This window comes from Aeromonas sp. (genome assembly GCF_050633025.1).
Taxonomy (GTDB): domain Bacteria; phylum Pseudomonadota; class Gammaproteobacteria; order Enterobacterales; family Aeromonadaceae; genus Aeromonas.
The window spans coordinates 53,815-78,880 of record NZ_JBODRQ010000001.1 but is presented as its reverse complement, the minus strand read 5'-3'; the positions used below and the strand labels follow the sequence as shown (position 1 = coordinate 78,880).

At 61.0% G+C, this 25,066-nt stretch carries 23 protein-coding genes; 6 read left to right on the top strand and 17 right to left on the bottom strand.

The features are described from left to right. Positions 1 to 430: 430 nt before the first annotated feature. The 11 genes from mgtE to argS form a co-directional block, all read right to left on the bottom strand. Positions 431 to 1,855, bottom strand: coding sequence for a magnesium transporter (gene mgtE / locus ACRAUW_RS00355; protein ID WP_431360697.1), 1,425 nt, complete (start codon positions 1,853 to 1,855; stop codon positions 431 to 433). A gap of 356 nt (positions 1,856 to 2,211) precedes the next feature. Further along, positions 2,212 to 2,607, bottom strand: coding sequence for a CesT family type III secretion system chaperone (locus tag ACRAUW_RS00350; RefSeq protein ID WP_431360696.1), 396 nt, complete (start codon positions 2,605 to 2,607; stop codon positions 2,212 to 2,214). Positions 2,608 to 2,663: 56 nt separating this feature from the next. Further along, a complete protein-coding gene (locus tag ACRAUW_RS00345; protein ID WP_431360695.1) occupies positions 2,664 to 4,019 on the bottom strand; it encodes a YopT-type cysteine protease domain-containing protein in 1,356 nt (451 codons plus the stop codon). A 166-nt stretch (positions 4,020 to 4,185) separates the two neighbouring features. Continuing rightward, positions 4,186 to 5,586 carry a siroheme synthase CysG gene (gene cysG, locus ACRAUW_RS00340; protein WP_431360694.1) on the bottom strand — a complete coding sequence of 467 codons (1,401 nt, stop codon included), beginning with the start codon at positions 5,584 to 5,586 and terminating at the stop codon, positions 4,186 to 4,188. A 12-nt stretch (positions 5,587 to 5,598) separates the two neighbouring features. Next, a complete protein-coding gene (gene nirC, locus ACRAUW_RS00335) occupies positions 5,599 to 6,411 on the bottom strand; it encodes a nitrite transporter NirC (protein WP_005340778.1) in 813 nt (270 codons plus the stop codon). Between the two features lie 57 nt (positions 6,412 to 6,468). Further along, positions 6,469 to 6,786 carry a nitrite reductase small subunit NirD gene (nirD, locus tag ACRAUW_RS00330; RefSeq protein ID WP_431360702.1) on the bottom strand — a complete coding sequence of 106 codons (318 nt, stop codon included), beginning with the start codon at positions 6,784 to 6,786 and terminating at the stop codon, positions 6,469 to 6,471. Beyond that, a complete protein-coding gene (gene nirB, locus ACRAUW_RS00325) occupies positions 6,786 to 9,332 on the bottom strand; it encodes a nitrite reductase large subunit NirB (protein ID WP_431360693.1) in 2,547 nt (848 codons plus the stop codon). The genes nirD and nirB overlap by 1 nt, the downstream gene beginning before the upstream one ends. 264 nt (positions 9,333 to 9,596) lie before the next feature. Then, complete coding sequence (hslU, locus tag ACRAUW_RS00320; RefSeq protein WP_033136355.1) at positions 9,597 to 10,925, bottom strand: HslU--HslV peptidase ATPase subunit; 1,329 nt, start codon at positions 10,923 to 10,925, stop codon at positions 9,597 to 9,599. A gap of 78 nt (positions 10,926 to 11,003) precedes the next feature. Further along, positions 11,004 to 11,537 (bottom strand): ATP-dependent protease subunit HslV, encoded by a 534-nt coding sequence (hslV, locus tag ACRAUW_RS00315; RefSeq protein ID WP_005342555.1) that lies wholly within the window; start codon positions 11,535 to 11,537, stop codon positions 11,004 to 11,006. 187 nt (positions 11,538 to 11,724) lie between these two features. Continuing rightward, positions 11,725 to 12,570: an SPOR domain-containing protein gene (locus ACRAUW_RS00310; RefSeq protein ID WP_431360692.1), complete on the bottom strand. Its 846-nt coding sequence runs from the start codon at positions 12,568 to 12,570 to the stop codon at positions 11,725 to 11,727. Between the two features lie 3 nt (positions 12,571 to 12,573). Further along, positions 12,574 to 14,319 (bottom strand): arginine--tRNA ligase, encoded by a 1,746-nt coding sequence (argS, locus tag ACRAUW_RS00305; RefSeq protein ID WP_431360691.1) that lies wholly within the window; start codon positions 14,317 to 14,319, stop codon positions 12,574 to 12,576. 310 nt (positions 14,320 to 14,629) lie between these two features. On the opposite strand from argS, the gene ACRAUW_RS00300 reads away from it, so the two are divergent. The 3 genes from ACRAUW_RS00300 to ACRAUW_RS00290 all read left to right on the top strand — a co-directional run bounded on the left by ACRAUW_RS00300 (position 14,630) and on the right by ACRAUW_RS00290 (position 16,595). Continuing rightward, on the top strand, positions 14,630 to 15,196 hold the full coding sequence (locus tag ACRAUW_RS00300) for an LON peptidase substrate-binding domain-containing protein (RefSeq protein WP_431360690.1): 567 nt from the start codon (positions 14,630 to 14,632) through the stop codon (positions 15,194 to 15,196). 141 nt (positions 15,197 to 15,337) lie between these two features. Further along, on the top strand, positions 15,338 to 15,907 hold the full coding sequence (locus ACRAUW_RS00295; RefSeq protein WP_431360701.1) for a sigma-70 family RNA polymerase sigma factor: 570 nt from the start codon (positions 15,338 to 15,340) through the stop codon (positions 15,905 to 15,907). Further along, complete coding sequence (locus ACRAUW_RS00290; protein WP_431360689.1) at positions 15,900 to 16,595, top strand: ChrR family anti-sigma-E factor; 696 nt, start codon at positions 15,900 to 15,902, stop codon at positions 16,593 to 16,595. The genes ACRAUW_RS00295 and ACRAUW_RS00290 overlap by 8 nt, the downstream gene beginning before the upstream one ends. 163 nt (positions 16,596 to 16,758) lie before the next feature. Here ACRAUW_RS00290 and envZ read toward each other — a convergent pair whose 3' ends face one another. Together envZ and ompR are read right to left on the bottom strand one after the other, a co-directional pair. Beyond that, positions 16,759 to 18,069, bottom strand: a complete 1,311-nt coding sequence (gene envZ, locus ACRAUW_RS00285; RefSeq protein ID WP_431360688.1) for a two-component system sensor histidine kinase EnvZ — start codon at positions 18,067 to 18,069, stop codon at positions 16,759 to 16,761. Continuing rightward, positions 18,066 to 18,788: an osmolarity response regulator transcription factor OmpR gene (gene ompR / locus ACRAUW_RS00280; protein WP_431360687.1), complete on the bottom strand. Its 723-nt coding sequence runs from the start codon at positions 18,786 to 18,788 to the stop codon at positions 18,066 to 18,068. Before ompR ends, envZ begins: the two co-directional genes overlap by 4 nt. 244 nt (positions 18,789 to 19,032) lie before the next feature. Here ompR and greB point away from each other — a divergent pair, with 244 nt between their 5' ends. Together greB and ACRAUW_RS00270 are read left to right on the top strand one after the other, a co-directional pair. After that, complete coding sequence (greB, locus tag ACRAUW_RS00275; protein WP_431360686.1) at positions 19,033 to 19,506, top strand: transcription elongation factor GreB; 474 nt, start codon at positions 19,033 to 19,035, stop codon at positions 19,504 to 19,506. A 194-nt stretch (positions 19,507 to 19,700) separates the two neighbouring features. Further along, positions 19,701 to 22,010, top strand: coding sequence for a Tex family protein (locus ACRAUW_RS00270; RefSeq protein ID WP_431360685.1), 2,310 nt, complete (start codon positions 19,701 to 19,703; stop codon positions 22,008 to 22,010). A gap of 70 nt (positions 22,011 to 22,080) precedes the next feature. Here the strand turns inward: ACRAUW_RS00270 and ACRAUW_RS00265 are convergent, their stop codons facing one another. From ACRAUW_RS00265 to bioH, 4 genes are all read right to left on the bottom strand, one after another. After that, the gene (locus ACRAUW_RS00265; RefSeq protein ID WP_005355353.1) at positions 22,081 to 22,359 is read right to left on the bottom strand and encodes a hypothetical protein; all 279 of its coding nucleotides are present in this window, start codon (positions 22,357 to 22,359) and stop codon (positions 22,081 to 22,083) included. 85 nt (positions 22,360 to 22,444) lie between these two features. Then, on the bottom strand, positions 22,445 to 23,212 hold the full coding sequence (locus ACRAUW_RS00260; RefSeq protein WP_431360684.1) for a putative metalloprotease CJM1_0395 family protein: 768 nt from the start codon (positions 23,210 to 23,212) through the stop codon (positions 22,445 to 22,447). 1 nt (position 23,213) lies between these two features. Next, positions 23,214 to 23,447, bottom strand: coding sequence for a flagellar basal body rod C-terminal domain-containing protein (locus ACRAUW_RS00255; RefSeq protein ID WP_374808752.1), 234 nt, complete (start codon positions 23,445 to 23,447; stop codon positions 23,214 to 23,216). 71 nt (positions 23,448 to 23,518) lie between these two features. Next, on the bottom strand, positions 23,519 to 24,283 hold the full coding sequence (gene bioH / locus ACRAUW_RS00250) for a pimeloyl-ACP methyl ester esterase BioH (protein WP_431360683.1): 765 nt from the start codon (positions 24,281 to 24,283) through the stop codon (positions 23,519 to 23,521). A 38-nt stretch (positions 24,284 to 24,321) separates the two neighbouring features. On the opposite strand from bioH, the gene ACRAUW_RS00245 reads away from it, so the two are divergent. Next, on the top strand, positions 24,322 to 25,047 hold the full coding sequence (locus ACRAUW_RS00245; RefSeq protein ID WP_431360682.1) for a ComF family protein: 726 nt from the start codon (positions 24,322 to 24,324) through the stop codon (positions 25,045 to 25,047). The last annotated feature ends 19 nt before the right edge of the window (positions 25,048 to 25,066 follow it).

The window sequence follows — 25,066 nt, the reverse complement described above, 5'->3', positions numbered from 1 at the left end:
TAAACACGATAGTCTCATGTGCTCGTACTCGGTATGGCTCCGATAACACAATAGGGAGGTCATTAGAATGTAACCGTTCACCGGCCGGGGCTTGACGCACACAACTCGATAGGTATGGGGTAATCCGTTTTCTCGATGCAGACCCGGACGACTGTCACCTGAGTAGCGCGTTGGCTTGATGATGGAATGGCGTTATCGGGCCACAAAGCGGGTTGGAAAGATGGGAGTCCCAATAAAAACAGTCTTGGGGGACGAGCGCCTCGAGGGTAACCTGCTCGATCTCACAGTGCTGGGGTGCGGGTTCTCCGAGCATGAGGCAGTCCATTTATTGACCATGCAGCAATTAGATCAACCCCCGTGATCGGCGTCCAGGAGGTTGTCAGCCGTCTGAAGGGAGCCAGTGGCTCCCTTGTTGTTTTCAACGCACGGTTTACAGCAGGAACAGGGTCGCCAGCCCGAGGAAGATAAAGAAGCCGCCGGTGTCGGTGATGGCGGTGATCATCACGCTGGCTCCCACCGCCGGGTCGCGGCCGAGGCGGGTCATGGTCATGGGGATAATCACCCCCATCAACGCCGCCACCAGCAGGTTGAGCATCATGGCCAGGGTCATCACGGCGCCGAGCGCCGCATCCTGATAGAGCAGATAGGTGGCAATGCCCATGGTGCCGCCCCACACCAGCCCGTTGATAAAGGCGACGCCAAGTTCCCGCAGCAGCAGGAAGGAGAGGTTGCCCGCCTGAATGTGCTGCAGCGCCAGCGCCCGCACTATCATGGTGATGGTCTGGTTACCGGTGTTGCCGCCGATCCCGGCGACGATGGGCATCAGCGCCGCCAGTGCCACCAGTTGGGAGATGGTGTGCTCGAACAGGCCGATCACCCGCGAGGCGACAAAGGCGGTGCAGAGGTTGATGGCAAGCCAGGCCCAGCGGGTCTTGACCGCCTTGGAGACCGGGGCGAACACGTCTTCATCCTCGCTGATACCCCCCATCCGGCGCAGGTCGGTGTCGCTCTCCTCATAGACCAGATCCACCACCTCTTCGACGGTGAGGCGGCCCATCAGCTTGCCCTTACCATCTACCACGGCGGCGGAGAGCAGGTCATCCCGCTCGAAGGTACGGGCCGCCGCTTCGTCGTTATCCTCCGGATCGAAGGTGACCGGATCCCGCTCCATCACGTTGCTCACCAAGGTGGCGGGCTTGTGCAGCAGCACTGTGGTGAGAGCCAGCTCCCCCAGCAGGTGGTTGCGGCGATCGATGACAAACAGCTTGTCGGTGTTGACGGGGATCTTGCCGCGCAGGCGCAGATAGCGCTGCACAGTGGCGAGCGTCACCTCGGGACGGATGGTGATGATCTCGAAGTCCATCATGGCGCCGACGGTATGCTTGCCGTAGCGGATCACCTCCCGCACCCGATCCCGCTCGGCGGGGGCCATATAGGTGAGGAGCCGCCCCATCAGGTTGCGTGGCAGGTACTGGCCCAGATAGATCTGGTCGTCGATATCCAGGGTGCGCAGGGCGTGCAGCAGGTCACGATCGCTCATGCCGCTGATCAGACTCTCCCAAACCGTTTCTGACGCCTCGACCAGCACCTGGCCCCGTTTCTCCTCTTGCACCAGTTGCCACAGCGCATGACGCTCATCGGGCGGCAGCGACTCCAACGCATCGGCGATATCTGCGGCGGGCAACCCATTGACCAGTGAAATGATCTCGCTGGTCTGATCGCGCTGCTCGGCATCCTGCACCACCTGCGGATCGAGCAGGCTGTCGGTGAGGGCATCATCGCCCAGCAGCAGGGTGAGAATGCGGGATCTTTCATCCGCGCGCTGCCTGGCGCTGTTCTTGATAGGAAGAGACATGAAAATGTTCCTGAACCGGTGACCACGGGGCCGAATAGCCATAGGATACCAGACTTAAAACAACAGGTTATGACGGCTTGCAGTGACGCGGAGATTTATCCGGCAGAGGTCTGGCGAGGGCTTGGCGCAGGCACAATGGCAGGGGGAGGACGGTTTTTGAGGGAATGACTAGGTATAAATTTAATTTATAGACTTCTCGCTAATGGCTCAATTTTTGCCCATGCCGAGAGTGCAGTTTCCTCCAATCCACCTTCTTGCTTACTTTCTTTTTGCCTGCCATAACCATCACTCGATCCCGGTGAATCGATTGCTCAGCCGGGATCAGATGACGAGGGGGGACCCCGCGCTTTGATCGTTTAAATTCTCAGCAGGTGGGGGCTTGCTCGTAACGAGTCCTGGCCATCTGGGGAGGCAAGCCGGGACTCGGCATCATCGATAAATCGTTCTAGCCAGGCTTCAAGACTCGCTTGATCCAACACTGCAAGAGGAGATTGGGACCAGAGGATCGCCAACCCATCCAGCGTACCCTGTACATGGGCGGGCCACTGGGCGCCAAACAGGTTGTCGCTGGGGGCTATGTGCGGGCCCAGCTCGCAGAACAACTGCAGCCATTGCTCTTGATAACAGCAGATCATCACCTGGAGGCGCCCGTCAACAATCAGGGCGTAAACCCCCTCGTCACTGGGTTGAGTGGTAATCCCCAAGCGGCTCAACAGGCCCCTGACCAGTGCATGGTAGGTATTTAGACTCATGAGTCAGCTTCCTTGCGAAAGTTGTGTATTGCGTAATGTTTGCCTGTCCAGAGCCGCTACACCCGTTTGCCAGGCTGGCCTTTCATCGGGCTATCATCAAAAATCGGCAACTGCAGGATCTCCTGCAGAGTGGCTTTGTTGGCAAGATCCTTCGATGGCTTGAAGCGGGCAAGCTCGTTGCCATTCATCTCGCTTACCCGGAAGAACTGCGGCTTGCCATCCGTTCCCGGCTTGAGGTGGTAGCTATTTGCCATGTCGAGCCCCCCGTTTTTGCCAAAGAAACGGTTCATGTAACTGCTGAACTTGTCAGGGGAAGAGAACTCGACAATACCGGCATTGGGATCGTAAAAGCCGTAGACTCTGCCTGACTCACCCGGCTTGGACCAGGCCGCCATGGCGTGGCCTGGCGCATCCAGCTCCAGCAGCACGGGGGCATCGCTCCCTTTGGCGGTCAGCTTGCCAAGTACGGCGTCCAGCGAAATGGCGCTCTTGCCTTCCCACTTCTCCTTGACGATGTCGTACTTGACGCTGCGCAGACTGTCATAGTTGTAGTTGGCCGGGGTGTTGTTATGGATCTCGGCCAAGCTGCCCACCAGCTTTTTGGCATTGTTCAGCTCGGTTGCCGAGTAGCAATCGGGATTGTTGATGACGGCGGCCGCGGAGTAGAGCTTCTCCATCATGCGCCGTGCCACATCGGGCTGCCCATCGCTCTCCAGTTGTTTGGCGACTAGCACCAGCTTGGAGAGCGGATCGCAACGACCACCAAAGCCGTCATCAGCCAGGTTCAACAGCAGCAACTGGGGGGCCAGGAGCTCCTTCGCCTTCGGATCGGTTCCCCCATGAGAGGCCACATCACGGAACAGACGATTGAGTTGTTCGACTTTGGGCTTGATGGTGCTCTTGAGCGCCCGGTTTTCGATCTCCCAGGAGAGCGCGCCCTTCTGCTGGGGGGTCAGCGTGGGTTGTACAAACAGATCAACCAGCTTTTTCATGCTCATGTCAGGTTTGAAACCGTCCACTACCTTGCTCGCCAACCCCTGCTGGTAGCCTGCGAGGAACGCCTTGGTCGTGCGGATGTCTTTGGCTACCCCGTTTCTGCCCATCTGGGGCGCGACAGCCACCTGGTAGCGCATGAGCTCACGCTTGATGCCGTCGATGCCCATAGAGCGCAACAGGCTGGTCTGATGGGGCTTGCTCTCGCAGGTGATCTGCCGATCTAGCAGAAAACGCCCCGGTATATTGCGTTGGATGGCGCTGGAGATGCGCGCCAGCAGACCCGGCCGGGGAGTGGCTCCTTGCAGGTCTCGCTTGGTGAGTGGACCCTCGTGGGAAGGGGTTGCCGCCTTGCTAGTCGCGAGAGAGGAAGGGGTGAATGTTGGCGTAAGCTGGGAGAGGGCGGAGGCAATCTTCATTGTTATGGCCTTGTGTCGCACTTAGAGTCTGGAATGGTGGTGATGATAGCGATGAACGGGAGGCAAGACTGTCAGTTTCGCTGCCAATTTGTGGCACTATTGGGCACGATTTACGGGGGAAGGGGAGGAATTAAAATAGCGCCTCCAGAGGGAGACGCTACTTCTATCAGGAAATTGCTCTCAAGGGGGTGGGAGCGCTGCCAAACCAGGCGAGCCGGTCGGCCAGGGTCACCACAGATCCCACCATGATCAGCGCCGGACTCTCGACCCCCACCGCCAGCGCAGGCAGCTCATCGAGGGTGCCGCGAATGACCCGCTGGCAGGGCTGGGTGCCGCGCTCGATCAGCGCCACCGGGGTGTTGCTTGCCTTGCCGTGGGCCAGCAACTGCTCGCGAATGGTGACGCAGGATGAGAGCCCCATATAGAACACCAGCGTCTGCCGATCTTTGGCCAGCAGTGGCCAGTCGAGATCCCGTGCGCCCCCCTTGCCGTGGGCGGTGACGAAGCGCACGCTCTGGGCGTGATCGCGGTGGGTCAGCGGAATGCCGGCGTAGGCGGCGCAGCCGCTGGCCGCGGTGATCCCCGGCACCACCTGAAAGCCGATGCCGCTGCCGACCAGCGTCTCCAGCTCCTCGCCGCCACGGCCGAAGATAAAGGGATCGCCCCCCTTGAGACGCACCACCCGTTGCCCCTTCTTCGCCTCCTCCAGCAAGAGCTGGTTGATCCCCTCCTGCGGCACGCAGTGGTTGCCCGCCTGCTTGCCGACGAAGATGCGCTTGGCATCCCGGCGCACCAGCGCCATCACCTCATCGGAGACCAGCCGGTCATAGACCACCACGTCCGCCTGCTGCATCTGGCGCAGGGCGTGCAGGGTGAGCAGGCCCGGATCGCCGGGGCCGGCTCCCACCAGCACCACCTCGCCTCCGGTCTGGCTTTCATCGGCAAACAGGCTGTCGGCCAGCTGGTTAGCAGAGGCGCAATCGCCCCGCGCCAGCGCCTGACCGAGCCGATCCGCCCCGAGCAGCCGCTCCCAGAAGCGGCGCCGCTCCCCCATGCTGGCGAAGCGGGCCTTGACCCGCTCCCGCAGGCTACCGGCAAAGGTCGCCACGGCCCCCAGATGTTGCGGCAGCAGGGCTTCGAGTTTTTCCCGCAGCAGCCGGGCCAGCACCGGTGCCTTGCCGCCGGAGGAGATGGCCACCATCAGCGGCGAGCGGTCGATGATCGACGGCATGATGAAGCTGGAGCGTTTCGGGTCGTCCACCACGTTGGCGAAGATCCGCGCCTGATTGGCGCTCTGGTAAACCAGCGCATTCACCTCGCGCCGATCGGTGGCGGCCACCACCAGCCACTTGCCCGCCAGTTGTTCCGGCACAAATTCACCGGCCAGCCACTCGATGCTCCCGTTGGCAGCCAGTTCCGCCAGCTCGGGGTCGAGCTCGGGCGCCACTACGGTGAGCTGGGCACCGGCATCCAGCAGCAGGCGCGCCTTGCGCTCCGCTACCTCGCCGCCACCGACCAGCAGCACGGGTTTGTTGTCGAGTCGGCAAAAGATGGGCAAGTAGTCCATGAGGCCTCCGGATCAGGCGGTTCGGGTCTGGTTGGCGGTGCTGGTGGTCTCGCTCACTGCAACCGGGCGCTCAGCCTTGGGGGTGGCATACCAGTAGCCGAGGCCCATAAAGAGGACGCCGGAGACGGTGTTGCCCAGGGTCACCCACAGCAGGTTGTGGCCGATGCCGCCCAGGGTGTAGGCCTCGGAGTGGGCGCCAAACCAGGAGAGGGCGAACAGGGTCATGTTGGCGATGGAGTGCTCGTAGCCGGAGGCGATAAAGGCCAGCAGGCACCACCAGATGGCGATGAAGCGGGCGGCCCCTTCGGTGCGCAGCGCCATCCAGATGGCGAGGCAGACCAGCCAGTTGCAGAGGATCCCTTTCATAAACAGGGTCAGCGCCGGTGCCTGGGTCTTGGCCAGCGCCACCTTGTGGGCCAGACTGCCCGCATCCGGCAGCAGGCTGCCGCCGTAGGAGTAGATCAGCGCCACCACGACGGAGCCAATCAGGTTGCCGGCCCAGGTCTGCGGCAGGATGCGCAGCAGGTCGGCCATGGTGATCTTGCCCGTCTTCACCCCGAAGGTGAGGAACATGGTGTGGCCGGTAAACAGCTCGGAGCCAGCGATGATCACCAGCGTCAGGGCGATGCCGAAGGTGGCCCCCATCACCAGCGGCCGGATGGCGGGATCCACCAGATTGCCGAGGGTGAAGATGAGGATGATGCCGAGGCCCACATAGGCCCCCGCCATGGCGGAGCTGAGCCAGAAGCCGAGCTTGTCGCTGCGCTCGAAGCGGTTGATGCGGGCCGCGTTGGCGGCGCACTTGTTAATGGTTTCCGTGTACATCTTGTGAGTCCTTGAAAGGGCTGCCCTCAGGCAGCCCTAAAGAGAGTGAATTTGGTTTTAGATGGCGACCCAGACCTGCTGGTCGCGCACTTCTACGGGATAGCTTTGAACCGACATGGCCGGGTTGTCGAAACAGTGGCCGTCGCTCAGGCGAAAGCGCTGCTTCTTGAGCGGGCTGGCCACCCAGAGCTCGCCGTCGTGTTCGCAGATCAGGCCCCGCGACAGCACGTTGGCGGCGAAGAAGGGATCCCGGTTGTCGATGGCGAACACCTCGGCCGCCGCGCTCGGGCGGAACAGAGCGATCTGGCGACCCTCAATGAGTGCACAGACACCGGTGCCCGGCAGGATGTCGTTGAGTTGGCAGGCGAATTTCATCATTTGGTCTCCACCTCAATCTGGTAGACGGGGATGCGCTCGGCTGGGGTCGCCGGTCGGTGCTGGTCGCGCTCGGCAACGAACTGAACGTCCGGATCGCGCTTGTCGCTGTTGATGAAGTGGCTGAAGCGCTTGAGCGCCTCCTCTTCATTGAGGGTGCGCGACCATTCGCACTCGTAGCTGTCGATGAGAGTCTGAATATCGTGCTCCAGCGTGTCGGCCAGCCCCAGCTTGTCGTCGACGATCACCTCGCGCAGGTAGTCGACGCCCCCTTCCAGATTGCCGAGCCAGACCGAGGTGCGCTGCAGTTTGTCGGCGCTGGTGACGTAGAACATCATAAAGCGGTCGATCAGCTTGATCAGGGTCTCGCGGTCGAGGTCAGAAGCCAGCAGGTCGGCGTGGCGCGGTTTCATGCCGCCGTTGCCGCCCACATAGAGGTTCCAGCCCGCGTCGGTGGCGATGATGCCGACATCCTTGCCCTGCGCTTCCGCACATTCGCGGGTACAGCCGGAGACGCCGAACTTCATCTTGTGCGGGGTGCGAATCCCCTTGTAGCGGTTCTCGAGGAAGACCCCGAGGCCAACGCTGTCCTGCACGCCGAAGCGGCACCAGGTGCTGCCGACGCAGGTTTTGGCCATGCGCAGCGCCTTGGCGTAGGCCTGACCGGTCTCGAAACCGGCCGCCAGCAGCTTGCGCCAGATGGCGGGCAGGTCATCCTTCTGGGCCCCGAACAGACCGATGCGCTGGGCGCCGGTGATCTTGGTGTAGAGCTTGTAGTCGCGGGCCACTTCGGCCACCGCCAGCAGCCCTTCCGGAGTCACTTCGCCACCGGCCATGCGCGGGATGACGGAGTAGCTGCCGTCCTTCTGCATGTTGCCGAGGAAGATGTCGTTGGTGTCCTGCAGCGGGATGTTGCGCGGGCTCAGCACATGCTCGTTCCAACAGGAGGCGAGGATGGAGCCGACGGTCGGTTTGCACACTTCGCAGCCATAGCCCTGACCGTGTTTGGCCAGCAGCTCGTCGAAGCTCTTGATCCCCTCAACCTTGACCAGATGGAACAGCTCCTGACGGGAGTGGGGGAAGTGGGCGCAGAGGTGGTTGTTGACCTCGATGCCCTGCTTCACCAGTTCGGCGTTGAGCACCTGACTGATGAGCGGCACGCAGCCGCCGCAGCCGGTACCGGCCTTGGTGTGCTGCTTGATGGCGGCCAGCGTGGTGTGACCCTCGGCGACGGCCTGGGCGATGTCGCCCTTGGAGACGTCGAAGCAGGAGCAGATCTGGGCGCTCTCCGGCAGGGCATCCACCCCCAGCGTCGGCTTGGCACCGGCGTAGGCGGGCAGGATCAGGGTATCCGGGTGGCTCGGCAGCGGCAGGGCATTGAGCATCATCTGCAGCAGGTTGCCGTAATCTTCCACGTCACCCACCAACACGGCGCCGAGCAATCGGCTGTTGTCTTCGCTCACCACGATCTTCTTGTAGACGCCGGCCTGATCGTCCTGAAACACATAGCTGTGGCTGCCCGGGGTGCGGCCGTGGGCATCGCCGATGGAGCCGACGGAGACGCCGAGCAGCTTCAGCTTGGCGCTCATGTCCGCCCCTTCGAAGCGGCTGTCGCCGCCGAGCAGGTGGTCGACGGTGATCTGGGCCATCTTGTAGCCCGGTGCCACCAGGCCGAAGAAGCGGCCCTGCCAGGCGGCGCACTCGCCGATGGCGTAGATGTCGGGGTCGGAGGTGAGGCAGTGATCGTCGATGACGATGCCGCCGCGCTCGGCGATAGCGAGATCACCGTAACGGCCCAGGGTATCTTGCGGGCGAATGCCGGTGGAGAAGACCACCACGTCCACTTCCAGTTGGCTGCCGTCGGCGAAGGCGAGGCGGTGCTTCGCCTGTTCACCGCCATGCATCAGGATCTCGCTGGTGCTCTTGCTGGTGTGTACCTGTACGCCCATGGATTCGATCTTGCGGCGCAGCAGCTGGCCGCCTTGACCGTCGAGCTGCTCGGCCATCAGCACAGGGGCAAATTCAACCACGTGGGTCTCGAGACCCAGCGCCTTGAGGGCACCGGCCGCTTCGAGGCCAAGCAGGCCGCCCCCGATCACCACCCCGCTCTTGCCACTCCTGGCGGCGCTGCGGATGGCTTTCAGATCCTCGATGGTGCGATAGACGAAGCACTCGTGGTGCTGACTGCCCGCAATGGAGGGCACCCAGGGGTAGGAGCCGGTGGCCAGCACCAGCTTGTCGTACCCGACCACAGTGCCCTTGTTGGAGTGCACTTCGCGGTTGGCCCTGTCGATTTTTTTCACCGCTTCGCCGAGCAGCAGGCGGATGCCGTGCTTGTCGTAGAAGCCGGGTTTGACGAGGGAGAGATCTTCGCTGGTGTGATGGGAGAAGTAGGAGGAGAGGTGGACGCGATCGTAGGCGGGACGGGGTTCTGCACCGAAGACGGTGATCTCGTAGCGGCCCGGGTCGGCCCGCTCGATCAACTCTTCGATGAAGCGGTGCCCCACCATGCCGTTGCCCACAACGACCAGTCTGACTTTGCTCATGATTGCCTCTAGTTTGGAGTAATAAAACATCATTCTGGGGCTAGGCTACCCAGTCAGTCGGGGCGGGCAATTGATGCAAATCAAGTGTCTGTTTATATATCTCGTCAGGGGTAATTCCATAAAATTCAAAGATATACAAAATTAGGTATACCAGTTGAGTGTTTTGCTGCTGGGTGCGAGTGGGACATAGAGAGAAGGGGCTGGGTCTTAAAATGTAAAACGCCCCCATTTCTGGAGGCGTTTTTTTTACAAACAGAACTGCGCTTACAGAATAAAGCGGCTCAGATCTTCGTCTTCAATCAGCTTGCCGAGGTGGGCGTTGACGTAGTCGGTGTCGATGACAAAGGTCTCGCCGGACTTCTCGGAGGCATCGTAGGAGATATCTTCCATCAGGCGCTCCATCACGGTGTGCAGACGACGGGCACCGATGTTCTCGGTACGCTCGTTGACCTGCCAGGCCGCTTCGGCCAGACGGCGGATGCCATCCTTGGTGAACTCGATGTTGACCCCTTCGGTGGCCATCAGCGCCTTGTACTGATCGGTCAGGGAGGCGTTCGGTTCGGTCAGGATGCGCTCGAAGTCATCTGTGGTCAGGGCGGTCAGCTCGACGCGGATCGGCAGACGGCCCTGCAGCTCTGGGATCAGATCTGACGGCTTGGCGATCTGGAAAGCGCCGGAGGCGACAAACAGGATGTGGTCGGTCTTGACCATGCCGTGCTTGGTGTTGACGGTGCAACCTTCAACCAGCGGCAGCAGGTCGCGTTGTACCCCTTCACGGGAGACATCGGGGCCCGAGCTCTCGCCGCGCTTGCAGATCTTGTCGATCTCGTCGAGGAAGACGATGCCGTTGTTCTCGACCGCAGCAATGGCTTTCTGCTTCAGCTCTTCCGGGTTGACCAGACGGGCCGCTTCCTCTTCGATCAGCGCCTTCATAGCCTCTTTGACCTTGATCTTGCGCTTCTTCTTCTGGTTCTGGCCCAGGTTCTGGAACAGCCCCTGCAGCTGGTTGGCCATCTCTTCCATGCCCGGTGGGGTCATGATTTCGACGCCCATAGGGGAGGCGGAGAGCTCCAGCTCGATCTCCTTGTCATCCAGCTGACCTTCCCGCAGTTTCTTGCGGAAGATCTGGCGGGTGTTGGAGTTGTCGGCTTTCTCTTCCTCACCCCAGGTGTTGCGCGGGTTGGGCAGCAGGGCGTCGAGGATGCGCTCCTCGGCGGCTTCCTCGGCACGGTATTTCATCTTCTCCATCTCGGTTTCGCGCACCAGCTTGATGGCGGCATCGGTCAGATCGCGGATGATGCTGTCCACTTCCTTGCCGACATAGCCCACTTCGGTGAACTTGGTCGCTTCCACCTTGATGAAGGGGGCGTTGGCCAGCTTGGCCAGACGACGGGCGATCTCGGTCTTGCCGACACCGGTCGGGCCGATCATCAGGATGTTTTTCGGGGTCACTTCATGGCGCATCTCTTCGTTGAGTTGCATCCGGCGCCAGCGGTTGCGCAGGGCAACGGCAACGGCGCGCTTGGCATCGGCCTGACCAATGATGTGACGATCCAGCTCGTGGACGATTTCTCTCGGGGTCATCTCGGACATGATGGTGTTCCTGTATCCGGGGCGGGCAGTGCCCACCCCTTGGGAAATTGGGTTTGGCTGGCGCCTTATTTGGCAGCCTTATTTGGCTGCGTAGTCCAGCACTTCGATGGTGTGGTTGCCATTGGTGAAGACGCAGATGTCGCCCGCAATCTTGAGGGACTTCTCGACAATGGTCCTGGCATCCAGCTCGGTGTTTTCCAGCAGTGCGATGGCGGCGGACTGGGCGAAGTTGCCGCCGCTGCCGATGGCGATGAGATCGTGCTCCGGCTGTACCACGTCACCGTTGCCGGTGATGATGAAGGATTTGTGTTCGTCGGCCACGGCCAGCAGCGCTTCGAGGCGGCGCAGGGCGCGATCGGTGCGCCAATCTTTGGCCAGCGCCACGGCGGCGCGCTCCAGATTACCCTGATGGGCCTGCAGTTTTGCTTCGAAACGCTCGAGCAGGGTGAAGGCGTCGGCGGTACCGCCAGCGAAACCGGCCAGCACCTTGCCGTTATAGAGACGATGAACCTTGCGGGCGTTGCCCTTCATGACGGTGTTGCCAAGAGAGACCTGGCCATCGCCACCGATGACGACCTGACCGTTGCGGCGAACTGAAACTATGGTAGTCACTTTACTTACCTCGCTTGAGCCGAATGACGGCCTGACTGTGCATGGCAAGAAAGATGGGGATGGCAAACGGGCTTTTCAACCCTGCCTTTGGTCGGGATAAACGGGGTAGTAAGGAGCGTGGGTGCGAGTGACACCAAAAGAACAGGGCCGGGTGTTGCCACCCGGCCCTGCGTCATCGGTGAGCTGATTACCCTTTCTTGGAAATGCAGCCGCTGATGCCGGAGCTCTGCAGCTTGCTGTTGGCCGCATCGGCGGCCGCCTTGCCGTTGAAGGGGCCGACCATCACCTTGTAGACGGTGCCGTTGGCGCCATTGATCACCTGCAGGCTGGAAGAGAGGCCGGCGGTGAAGGCGATACGCGCCTTGAGCGACTCTGCGGAATCCTGCGAGCGCAGGGCGGCGCACTGCATCATATAGCGACCGCTGTCGGCGGCTGCGGTCTGGGCTGGCGGGGTGGCCGCTTTGGCCTTGGCCGCTTCGGCGCGCTCCCGTTCCAGCTCGGCACGGATCTCCCGCTCCATCCGTTCCCGTTCGGCCTTGCGGTCGATCACCTGCTCTTGCGCGCTGGCAACCGGTGCACCCGAGGTGGAAGGGGTGGTCGCCGGATTGGGCTGATAGGGCTTGGGCTGGCCGATGGGCGTTCCCGGTTGGGGAATGTCGGTCGGCACCGGCTGTGGCAGTTTTTCCGGTTGCAGGGTCATGGTATCTGCCGGTGGTGGCGGCAGCACACCCGGCTGGGTCGGCGGCTCTATGATATCGACCTGCTTGTTCTCAAGCCGTTCGATGTAGCTCCACTTCTCCTGAGGCAGCCCGTTATTCTGCGCTTTTGGCTTGTTGGCCTTTACCTGCTCCTCAATGCTGGGTTCCTCGCTGCCCTTGCCATTGATCATGTAAAGGAAGCCACCAAAGCCTGCCAGCAGTGCCACGACCAGCAGCACTGGAATAACAGGAAAGCGGCGAGGGGCCGCTTTCCTGGTATTGCGGCCACCCGTCCGACGCTGCGGGCGGCTGCCGACATAATCCCGGGTTGCCATCTATTACATGCGCTCCAGGGTATGGATGCCCAGTACGCCGAGGCCCAGTTTCAGTACCTTGGCGGTGGCGGCGCACAGCAGCAGGCGGCTCTGACGGGTTGCTTCGTCCACGCCATCCTTGTTGATCGGGCAGGCTTCATAGAAGGTCATGAAGTTGCCGGACAACTCGTACAGGTAGGTACAGAGCAGGTGCGGCATGCCCTTGTCGGCTACGCCGTTGACCGCGTCGGAGAACTGGATCAGCTTCTGGGCCAGCACCTCTTCGGCCTCTTCGCTCAGGGTCACCTTGCCGGTCAGCGTCTCGGCAGCGATGTTGGCCTTGCGGAAGATGGACTGGATACGGGTGTAGGCGTACTGCAGGTAAGGGGCAGTGTTGCCTTCAAAGGAGAGCATCAGATCCCAGTCGAAGATGTAGTCGGTCGTGCGGTTCTTGGAGAGATCCGCATACTTCACCGCGCCCATGGCGATGGCGTTGACCACGTTGGCCTTCTCTTCGGCAGAGAGGTCGCTGTTGCGGCTCTCCAGCAGGGCGGCGGCGCGCTCTTCGGCCTCGTTTAGCAGGTCAACCAGCTTGACGGTGCCACCGGAACGGGTCTTGTAGGGACGACCATCCTTGCCCAGCATCATGCCGAAGGCGTGGTGCTCGAGGGGGACGGATTCCGGCACATAGCCCGCCTTGCGGGTGATGGTCCAGGCCTGCATCAGGTGCTGATGCTGGCGGGAGTCGATGAAGTACATGACACGGTCGGCACCCAGCGTCTCATAACGGTATTTGGCACAGGCGATGTCGGTGGTGGTGTAGAGGAAACCGCCATCGCTCTTCTGGATGATGACGCCCATGGCCTCGCCATCCTTGTTCTTGAACTCATCCAGAAAGACAACGGTGGCGCCTTCGCTCTCGACCGCCAGCCCCTTGGCTTTCAGGTCGGCCACGATCTCCGGCAGCATGTCGTTGTACATGGACTCGCCCATGATGTCCTTGTTGGTCAGGGAGACATTCAGGCGGTCATAGTTGATCTGGTTCTGTTCCATGGTCATGTCGACCAGCTTCTTCCACATGGTACGGCAGTACTCGTCGCCGCCCTGCAGCTTGACCACGTAGTTACGGGCGCGCTCGGCAAAGGCTTCGTCTTCGTCGTAGCAACGCTTGGCCTGGGTATAGAAGGCTTCCAGATCCTTGAGCGCCATGTCGCTGGCGTGCTCGTTGGACATCTTCTCCAGATAGGCGATCAGCATGCCGAACTGGGTACCCCAGTCGCCGATGTGGTTGGCACGGATCACTTTGTGGCCGAGGAATTCCAGCGCGCGCGCAGCCACGTCACCAAGTACGGTGGAGCGAATGTGGTGCACTGCCATCTCTTTGGCCACGTTGGGGGCGGAGTAGTCCACCACCACGGTTTGTGGCGCGGGCAACCGTACGTTGGCGCTGGCAGAGGTCACCATGGCCTCGACCTGACCGGCCAGCCAGCGCTGGTCGAAGAAGAAGTTGATAAAGCCGGGACCGGCGATCTCGACCTTGGCGATCAGGTCGGAGGCAGGCAGGTGCTCGATGATGGCAGCCGCCAGCTCACGGGGATTCTTGCGGGCCGGTTTGGCCAGCAGCATGGCCAGGTTGGTAGCCAGGTCGCCGTGAGCTTTTTCCTTGCATCGGTCTACTTGCACGCGGGCTTCCAGGTCCGCCGGCAGGACGCCTGCTGACTTGAGATTGGCTACCGTTTGTTCAAGTAGATGATGAATATGCTCTTTCATAACTGACCACCAAGGTTGCGCGTCGAAAAATGACTGATATATAAGGGCGTGAATTTTACCCGCATCGGCCCGAGAAAACTATAGGGATGACCCGCCGCTCGCTGTCGGGCGGATATTTCACTGCGTTTGGCGCCATATTCCAGAATATTGGGCGGAAATTATGGTGCTTATCCATTTCTACTGCATATCGAAGCGGCTTGTCCAGGCTATTTTCCCCTGATTGTTAAGGGTTTTTCCTTTCCGCTGACGGGAATGATCTCCTCCCTCTGGCCCGGCGTATCAACAGAGGTTCCCAACCGAGGAGTTTGCGATGCGACTGGCGCTGTTTCCCCTATCTGCCCACCTGCTGCCCGGCGGCGTCATGCCGCTGCGGATCTTCGAACCGAGATACCAGCGGATGATTGCCGAGGCGGGGGAGTCCGGCTTTGCCCTCTGCATGGTGGCCCCTCGCCAGCCCGACGCCCTGCGCAACATGCTGCCCATCGCCACCCGGGTCACCATCATCGATTTCGACCGGCTGCCGGACGGCATGCTGGGGATCACGGTGCAGGGGATGGAGCGTGTGCAGATAGAGGATCTGTGGCAGGAGCAGGATGGCCTGCGTATCGGCGAGGTGACGCCGCTGACGGCCTGGCCGCCCCGCCGGCTCCATCCCGATCAGCAACCACTGGTCGAGGCATTGCGGGAGGTGTTTGCCGACTATCCCGACTACGCCGCCCTCTATCCCGCACCCCGCTGGGACGATGGCAACTGGGTGGCCCAGCGCTGGCTGGAGGTGCTGCCGATCCCCCCCGAGCATAAGCAGCTGCTGCTGGCCGCCGCCGACAATCAGCCCGCCATCGCCCTGCTCAAGGGGGTACTGGTGGCCAGCCACTGATTTTTTCCTGACCTGCTGATCCGCCAGCGCCGCAGCGCCGTACAAGTCATCACCACAGCATGTTCGACAGCACACCAAAGGGATGGCGCAATGGCATATACTGGCCAACCACACTCGACCATACGCAGGACCTCGCCCGTGATGGATAACCCGGATGGCGACCTCAAATCTCTGCTGATCAGGGTGGCAGAGCAGGCCGACAAGGTTGCTTTTGCCCGCCTGTTCCAACACTTTGCACCGCGCATTCGCAGCTACGGCTTGCGCCACCTCGGCAGCGAAGCCAACGCCATGGAGCTGGTGCAGGAGACCATGCTGCTGGTGTGGCAGAAGGCACGCCTCTACCACCCCGAGAAGGGGGCGCCGACCACCTGGATCTACACCGTGATGCGCAACCAGTGCTTCGACATGCTGCGCCGTCGTCGCGCCAGCAAGGAGGATCTCTGTGCCGAGGAGCTGTGGCCGGTGCTGGAGTTTCAGGCCGAAGAGGAGCACCTGAGCGGCGGTGAGGATGCGGTGCTGACCCGTCAGATGGCCCACTATCTGGGCACCCTGCCGGAGCCGCAACAGCAGGTGGTGCGTGGCATCTATCTGCAGGAGTTCTCCCAGCAGGAGCTGGCGGAGCGACTCGGCGTGCCGCTCGGTACCATCAAGTCCCGCCTCCGGCTGGCGTTACAGAAACTGAAAGAGCAAGTGGAGCAAGGCCATGATTAAAGCCCATCCGACCGACCCTATGCTGCGTGCCTTCGCCGCCGACGAGCTCCCTCTGCCGCTGGCGGTGGGGCTCTCCGCCCACTGTGAACTCTGCCCCGATTGCGCTGCCCGACTGAAGACATTCGAAGAGGAGCTGGCGCAGCAATATCTTGCCTCGCCAGCAGAGCCCGAGGTGGACTCCCGCGATGAAGTGGCGCTGGATGCCGGATTCGACGCCATGCTGGCGGATATTCTGGCGCAGCCGCTGGCAGAGCCCCTCTCCGAGCCAACATATGACCAGCCCCGAGCCCAGCCCCGCGAGCTGGAGGTGGCCGGTCACGCCTACCGTTTGCCGCGGGTGTTGGCCCGCTACCGTTCACCCAAGTGGCGCCATATCGGGGCTATTCGTCAGCAGAGTCTGCCGCTGGACGAGATGGGGGCGCGCGCCAGCCTGCTCCATATCGAAGCGGGCGGCCGCATCCCCGAGCACACCCATCAGGGCTATGAGCTGACCTTGCTGCTGGCTGGCAATATTCAGGATGGCGACACCCTCTATCAGGCCGGGGATTTTATCTGGCGCGATGCCAGCCACTCCCACAGCCCGCATACGCCGGACGGTTGCCTCTGCTACACGGTGCAGGATGCGCCGGTGCAGTTCACCAAGGGGCTGTCGCGGCTGCTGAACGGCATCAGCCAGCACCTCTACTGAACGGTGTGAGCCAATAGAGAGGGGATCAAGTAGGTTCCAAGACTATTGGCCCCCCCTAACTTCAGAAAAACAGGGCTTATTCATCAAACAAAATCAATACGTTACGATGACGATTTTGGCTTTGTCAGCAATCTGAAGGGCGTATCCACCGATACGCCTTATCTCAATCCATCCACTCCTGTGGCTGATGTTTCGGCAGCCGCATCTCGACCAGCAGGCCGCCAAGATCCGAGCTTCCCAACCGGATAGTGCCATGATGCTGGGCGACTATCTTGGCTACGATGGCCAACCCCAAGCCACTGCCGCCGACGGTCCGCGCCACATTACCCTGAGTAAACGGCTTGAGCACCCGGGAGTAGTCCTGCTCCGGGATGCCGGGGCCATCATCGGAGAGGCGCAGGCGCACCCAGTGCCCATCGTCCTTCAACTCGGCATGCAAGCGGCTCGCCCCATAACGCAGCGAGTTGCTTGAGAGGTTGTTCAACACCCGCCGGATACTGACCGGATTGCAGGCCACCCGCACCGCCTCTTGCGGCAGCGCCAGATCAACCTCCAGCCCCTGCTCCGAGTAGATCAGCAAGGTATCGTGCACCAGCTGGGTCAGATCGATCGGCTCCAGATCCTGCCCCTCATCCGGGCGGATGTAATCGATAAACTGATCGATGATGGCATTGGACTCATCGATGTCGGCGTTGATGCTCTCCTTGAGGTACTCGTCACCAGAGGACATCATCTCGGTGGCCAGCCGGATGCGGGTCAGCGGAGTACGCAGATCGTGGGAAACCCCCGCCATCATCAGGTTACGCTCTTCGATCAGACTCTTGATGGAGTACGACATATGGTTGAAGGTGCGAGTCAGCCGTCGCACTTCCCGTGAGCCCAGCTCCCCCAGTGCCTCGGGGAAATGGCCTCTGGCCACCGCGACTGCCCCAGCCTCGAGATCCTCGAGCGGGCGCACCAGCTGACGGGCAAAGCGCCAGGCTGCGAACAGGGTGATCACCAGCAGCAAGCTCAGGTAGATGATGAGAGGTTCGATATCGTCATCTTCAATCTCGGTCAGCGGGATCCGTACCCAGATTTTGTTGGCCTGCGGCGGCTGGATCCAGATGATGTAGTGATTCTGGATCTCGACCCGCACCTTGGTCGGCCCCCCCAACTCACGACTGATGCTCTTCTCCAGATAGGGGTACGGCTTGGCATCGTTGATACCATACTTGACCGCCTCGCTCTGGGTATAGATGTCGGTTCCTGTCGCCACATAGACCAGCGCCTCTGCATCTTCGCTCAACACCAGCTGTTCGGTATTGAGCGGAAAGATCAACTTGACCTGATTGGCCAACAAGCGACTGATCTGTTGGACAGTTGGCGCCAGCAGGTAGTTGTAGAAGGTGACGTAGGAGACCACTTGATAGACCACCAGGACGGCGGCCAGAAACCAGAGCATGCGCGAGAACATGCTGCCGACCTTTTTCATGCATCATCACCATCTGGCACGAACACATATCCAAGACCCCACACGGTCTGCAGATAGCGAGGCTGGGCCGGGTCCAGCTCCAACAAGCGACGCAAGCGGGAAACCTGAACATCTATGCTGCGCTCGGTGGCGGTATATTCACGACCGCGGGCCAGATTCATCAGCTTGTCGCGGGAGAGCGGCTCTCGCGGATGGCTGACCAGCACTTTGAGCACCGCAAATTCACCGCTGGTGAGCGCCATCGGCTCACCATCCCGGCTCAGCTCGCGGGTCGCCAGATTGAGCTGGAAGGCGCCGAAGCTGACCACCTTCCCTGCAGCAGAGGGGGCCCCGGGCAATTCGACGGTATGGCGGCGCAGCACAGCACGGATCCGCGCCAGCAGCTCGCGGGGGTTGAACGGCTTGGGCAAATAATCATCGGCCCCCATCTCGAGCCCGACGATGCGATCGACATCATCCCCCTTGGCGGTGAGCATCAGCACCGGGATCTGGTTGCCCGCTTCCCGCAGACGACGGCAGATGGAGAGCCCATCCTCCCCCGGCAACATCAGGTCGAGCACCATCAGGCTGAAGTTTTCACGGGTCAGCAAGCGATCTGCCTGCTCGCCATTGGCCACGCCGCGCACCACGAATCCCTGCTCGGTGAGATAGCGTTCCAACAGGGAACGTAATTTCAGGTCATCGTCCACCACCAGGACCTTGTTTTGCTGCTGACTCATTGTTGTGCCTCTTCATTCTTTAGCTGCCCCCAATACTAGGGGGGGATATTGCGGGAGCAAAGCACAAATATGTTACCGGGTATTTCCCATCAGGAAACTTGCCGCCCTTCCTGTCACCATACAGGCCAGTCACCCTCAATGGTGCCAGTCGAAGCATCACAATTTTCCTCGACAGCAAGAGGACAAAGGCTAATATTCCCGAGTCGTTAGCGACGAACATCTCTTTGACCAGACCCGGATCACCATGAAGACAAAGCTGATCACCCGCGAAGGCTACACCAAGCTGAAAGAAGAGCTCGATCTCCTCTGGCGTCAGGAGCGCCCCGAGGTCACCAGGAAGGTGGCGTGGGCTGCCAGCCTGGGAGATCGCAGCGAAAATGCCGACTACCAGTACAACAAGAAGCGACTGCGGGAGATCGATCGGCGAGTACGCTACCTGCGCAAATGCCTCGAAGAGTTAGGCATTGTCGATTACGCCCCTGCGCAGGAGGGCAAGGTCTTCTTCGGCGCCTGGGTCGAGGTGGAAAACGAAGAGGGCGAGACCAAGCGCTTTCGCATCGTCGGCTATGACGAGATCTTCGAGCGCAAGGATTACATCTCCATCGACTCCCCCATGGCTCGTGCCCTGCTCAAGAAAGAGGTCGGAGATGAGGCCATCGTCCGTACGCCAGTGGGTGACGTCTGCTGGTATATCAACGAGATCAGTTACCCCAAATAGCCGGACTGCTGGCGGGCCACGCTCCACAAGCAAGCGAGCAAGCCCGGTACAACGGCGAGCCCCTCCCCCGTTGCCTATCAATCTGACTGGTGCAGACCCCGGCGCAGGGTGGCATCCCGCAACACGACCCCATATAGTGCTCACACTTGGCGCCTGATGGCGCGGACTCGACCACAGAGGCCCTCAACAACATCATGATGCAAACCATAGAGAGACAGATTGCCGGTGAGCTCAATGCTCGCCCGGAGCAGGTGCAGGCCGCAGTGCGCCTGCTGGATGAAGGCTCGACCGTGCCCTTTATCGCCCGTTACCGTAAAGAGGTGACCGGCGGTCTGGACGACAGCCAGCTACGTACTCTGGAGAGCCGCCTCGGCTATCTGCGTGAACTGGAAGATCGCCGTCAGGTGATCATTCGCTCCATCGAGGAGCAGGGCAAGCTGACCCCCGAGCTGATACGCGAATTGAATGGCGCCGACAGCAAGACCCGACTGGAAGACCTCTACCTCCCCTACAAGCCCAAGCGCCGTACCAAGGGGCAGATGGCCATCGAAGCAGGGTTGGAGCCGCTTGCCAACCTGCTGCTCAGCGACCCGATGCAGGATCCGGAGCAAGCGGCGGCCACTTTCCTCAATCCCGAACAGGGCATTGCCGACAGCAAAGCAGCTCTCGATGGCGCCCGCTATATCCTGATGGAGCGCTTCGCCGAGCAGGCCGACCTGCTGGAGAAGCTGCGCGACTACTTGTGGCAGAACGCCACCCTGCGCGCCCGCGTGGTGGCAGGCAAGGAGCAGGAAGGGGCCAAGTTCAAGGACTATTTCGAACACGACGAACCACTGCACAAGGCCCCCTCCCACCGGGTGCTGGCCATGCTGCGCGGCCGCAATGAAGGGATCCTCAATCTGGCGCTGGTCACCGGTGACGATGAGAGTGCCAGTCCCTGCGAAGGGATCATTGCCCACCACCTCAAGCTCAATCTGCAGAACCGCCCGGCCGACAAATGGCTGCAAGGGGTGGTGAGCTGGACCTGGAAGATCAAGTTGTCGCTTCAGATGGAGACCGAGCTGATCGGCCACATCCGCGAATCGGCAGAGGAGGAGGCGATCAAGGTGTTCGCCATGAACCTCAAGGATCTGCTGATGGCGGCCCCGGCCGGCATGCGCTGCACCATGGGGCTGGATCCGGGCATCCGTACCGGGGTCAAGGTTGCCGTGGTGGATGCCACCGGCAAGCTGGTCGATCACGCCACCATCTATCCGTTCGAACCGAAGCGCCAGATTGATCAAAGCCTCAAGACCCTGAGCGAGCTGTGCCAGAAACACAAGGTCGAGCTCATCAGCATCGGCAACGGCACCGCCTCGCGGGAGACCGACCGGCTGGTGAGCGACCTGTTCGAGCGCTACCCCGCCGCCAAGGCGCAGAAGATAGTTGTCAGCGAAGCAGGAGCCTCGGTCTACTCCGCCTCCGAACTAGCCTCCCAGGAGTTCCCGGAACTCGACGTCTCGATCCGTGGCGCCGTCTCCATCGCCCGCCGCCTGCAAGACCCGTTGGCCGAACTGGTCAAGATCGATCCCAAGAGTATCGGGGTCGGCCAGTATCAGCACGATGTCGGCCAGAGCCAGTTGGCCCGCCGGCTGGATGCCGTGGTCGAGGATTGCGTGAACGCGGTCGGGGTCGATGTGAACACCGCCTCGGTCGCCCTGCTCAACCGGGTTTCCGGCCTATCACAGACGTTGGCCCAGAACATCGTCGCCTACCGGGATGAGCACGGAGCCTTCAAGAGCCGTCAGCAGTTGTTGAAAGTGAGCCGACTCGGCCCCAAAGCCTTCGAACAGTGCGCCGGCTTCCTGCGTATTCGCGGCGGCAGCAATCCCCTCGACAGCTCGGCGGTGCACCCGGAGTCCTATCCGGTGGTGGAGCGGATCCTCGCCAAGCTGGAGCAGACAGTGGAGAGCCTGCTCGGCAACAGCAGCCTGCTGCGCAGCCTTAAACCGGCCGACTACACCGATGAGCAGTTCGGCGTACCCACCATCACCGACATCATCGGCGAGCTGGACAAGCCGGGCCGCGACCCGCGCCCCGAGTTCAAAACCGCTACCTTCAAGGAAGGGGTGGAGCAGATCAGCGACCTGGTGCCCGAGATGGTACTGGAAGGGGTGATCACCAACGTCACCAACTTCGGCGCTTTCGTCGATATCGGTGTTCATCAGGACGGGCTGGTGCATATCTCCTCCCTGACCGACCGTTTCGTCAAGGATCCCCGTGAGGTGGTCAAGGCGGGCGACATTGTGCGGGTCAAGGTGATGGAAGTGGACGCCCCGCGCAAGCGGATCAGCCTGACCATGCGCCTCGACGAGAAAGCGGGGCAAGCTGCCCGCAAGCCGGCTGAAGCGCGCAACAGCAGCGCTGGCAACGCCAAACCAAGAAATGAGCCGCGGCAAAGCCCCCCCATGGGTGGCGCCATGGGCAACGCCTTTGCGGCAGCACTCTCCAAAGCGAAAAAGTAACGACACCGTCCAGAACGCCTCTGAATGCAAAAAGCCCCGCAAGGGGCTTTTTTACACGCGAAGCTCGGGATCACTGCGTCAGGGCAGCAAGAATACTCTCGGGCTCTCCATGCTGGGCCAGCACCTCCCGCAGTCGGTTGAATGCCTTGCAGGCCTCTTGCGGATATTTGCCGTAAGAGACGACGCCGGTATGGCTCCAGCCAGCCGCCAGCATCACTTTCTTCTTGAAACTGGTTCCTTCAGTTCCCCCTCCTCCGAGCTGCATCAGAAACTGCTCCATCTGCAGGTGGGGCGGTGGCACGCGGGAGAAGGTGGTGAAATCTTCCGCTTTGACTTCATCGAAATGCATGACAGCTCCTGTGAAATTGGAATAGACCTGTTCTTGAGGGTAGTTGCAAAACCGTTCACACTGCTGAAAGTTTGATGAGATGAATTCAGATATGCAGGCTGAGGGACTGGGTAGAGGCCGGGCTGACAGCCTGTTGATAGTGGCCTGCGATGACGCTGTTGCGCTTGTCCATATAGGCGCTCAGCACACCGTCCGATTTTGCACTCTGCTCGGCCATCAGCTCTTTGCGCGCCTTGGCCTCACTCGCGGCGGCGCTGCGCGCGACGGCCAGATCCTGCGCGGAAGGCTCGGCAGGCGCCAGCGCTGCAGTGCGGATCTGCTGCATCTTGGCGATGGTAGCGGCAGGGTCACCGGGTACGACACTGGTATCGATCTGGACTTCGCCACCCGTCGCATAACGCTTGCCATCCGGCCCTTGGGTAAACTGATAGGTGGGCGAGCTGGCGTACTCTCCACCCGCAGACTGGTGAGCCTGCTCGTGGGTACGCACCTCCTTGTCACGCTCGACAAGATCCTGAACCTGCTGCTCTTGCCGCTGTTGCTGCTCCTGTTGTTTGGGATCTTGCTGCTTGCGCTGCCCATCCTCACCAGTGGCCTCGACAAAGCGATTATCTGGCAGTGTCGTCGGGGCTAATTGCCCGGTTTCACGGCTGTTCTGGGAGGTCTGATTGCTGGAGGCCTGACCGGCTTTGGATTTCTCTTTCTGGGAGCCGACTTCAGATTCGGCTGCGGAAGCTTGACCCCCACGGGCCTGCGGGATCAGTTCTGCCCGGCGGTTATCCGTCCTCGCCGCTTCCACCTGGGGATGCAGCTGGTTCGGAATAAGCGGGGGCAGAGTGACATTAATGTTCATCTCACACCCGGATGTCGATCAGGGTTCCCATCATCTCGCTGGCGGTCTGCACTACCTTGGCGGAAGCGCCTGCCTGCTGCTCGGCTACCTTGAGATTGACGAGCTCATCAGTCACTTGCACCTGACCCCCGCTGGGGGTGTTGAGGCGGGCGATCTGATTGGATGCCTTGTCGGCAATCTGCTCGGCTCGCTGAAATCCCTGTACCCCGCTGTTGAAAGCAGAATCAATACGCATGATGTTACTCCTCTGGTCACAGCTTAATTATCAGCCAGACCAGAGGATTAATGAAGCTTTCAGGCTGTTTTTTAACCAACAAAATCTCGAACGATTTCAATGAATTCGTCAGGGTGGGAGATAAAGGGTGCATGTGAGGCCTTATTGAGGGTCACGCTGCGGCTGGCAAGATAGAGATCATCCAGCAGGGGAATGGCTGACTTGGGTACCAATGAATCCAGTCTTCCATAGATCCGCAACCAGGGCAGATCCAGCTCCCGCAGCGGTTCGCGCAGGTCAATATCGGCCAACAGCGTCAGACCTGCCTCGAGTGCGGCAAACTGGGGTGCCGGACGCTCGGCCAGCCAGTGACGCAACTGGCGAATATCGTCCCGGGCATGTTCACTGCCCATTGCCTGGATCGCCAGAAAACGCTCTATGGTCTGGCGAAAATCCCCTGCCAGCATCTGGTTGAAGCCGGTCAGAACCTTGGGGGCGATCCCTGGCCACTCATCGCGGGCCATGAAACAGGGGGAGCTGGCCACGGTGATCAGGGAGTGCAACCGATCAGGATGCGTCAGCGCCAACTGGCTTGCCACCAGACCGCCGAGCGACCAGCCAAGCAGATGGCACTTCTGCGGCAAGATGGCGGCCACCTGCTCGGCAAGCCAGGGCAGGCTGTAATCCACCTCGTCTGCCAGCGGGCTGTTGCCAAAACCTGGCAAATCCACCAGATGAACCCGATAGTGAGACGCCAACTGCTGGGCAATGCCATGCCAGACCGCACCGTTCATCCCCCACCCGTGCAACAGCACCAGATCGGGCCCCTGGCCAAACTGCTCTACCGATATGCTCATCTAGACTCAAGATCCCTGTTCATGCTCTTGGGGTCAGCATGTTAAAGCGACTGCTCGCTAAAGCAAGCCCGCTGCTCGGCAGCCACGGTGACTGGCAAGGAAGTTGCCTCCTCTGTCATCAGCCATGCGACAACGAACCCCTGCTCTGCAGTTGGTGCCGGCAGGCATTGCACCAGTCACAACCGAGATGCCGCCTCTGCGCCGCACTGCAGCCGGAAGAGATACTGACCGAGGTAGTATGCGGCCGCTGCCAGCGCCGGCCACCGCCGTGGGAGCGACTACAGGTGATCGGTGACTATCAGCCGCCCTACCCGGCCCTGATCCCGCGCCTGAAGTATTCGGGGCAAATCCTGCTAGCTCCCCTGTTGGCCCGTTTGCTGGCAGATCATCTCGATTGCGATGACCGGCCGGAGGCGATTATTCCGGTTCCCCTTCACTGGTGGCGGCAGTGGCGGCGCGGGTTTAATCAGGCGGAGGAGATCGCACAAGCCCTTGGCGAGTTCACCGGCATTCCCTGCGACAACTCCCTGTTGCAGCGCATCAAGACGACCCCGCAGCAAACAACCCTGAGCGCCGGGCAGCGGCGCCGCAATCTGCACGGGGCATTCCGGATCCGCTCCCACCAATACCGTCATGTCGCCCTGCTCGATGACGTCGTGACCACAGGCGCAACTGCCAGCCAACTCACCCGTCTGCTTCATGAGAGCGGGGTCACAAAGGTAGAAGTGTGGGCAATCTGTCGTACCCTGCGGCACAGCAAGTAGCCATCGGCATGCTACCCAA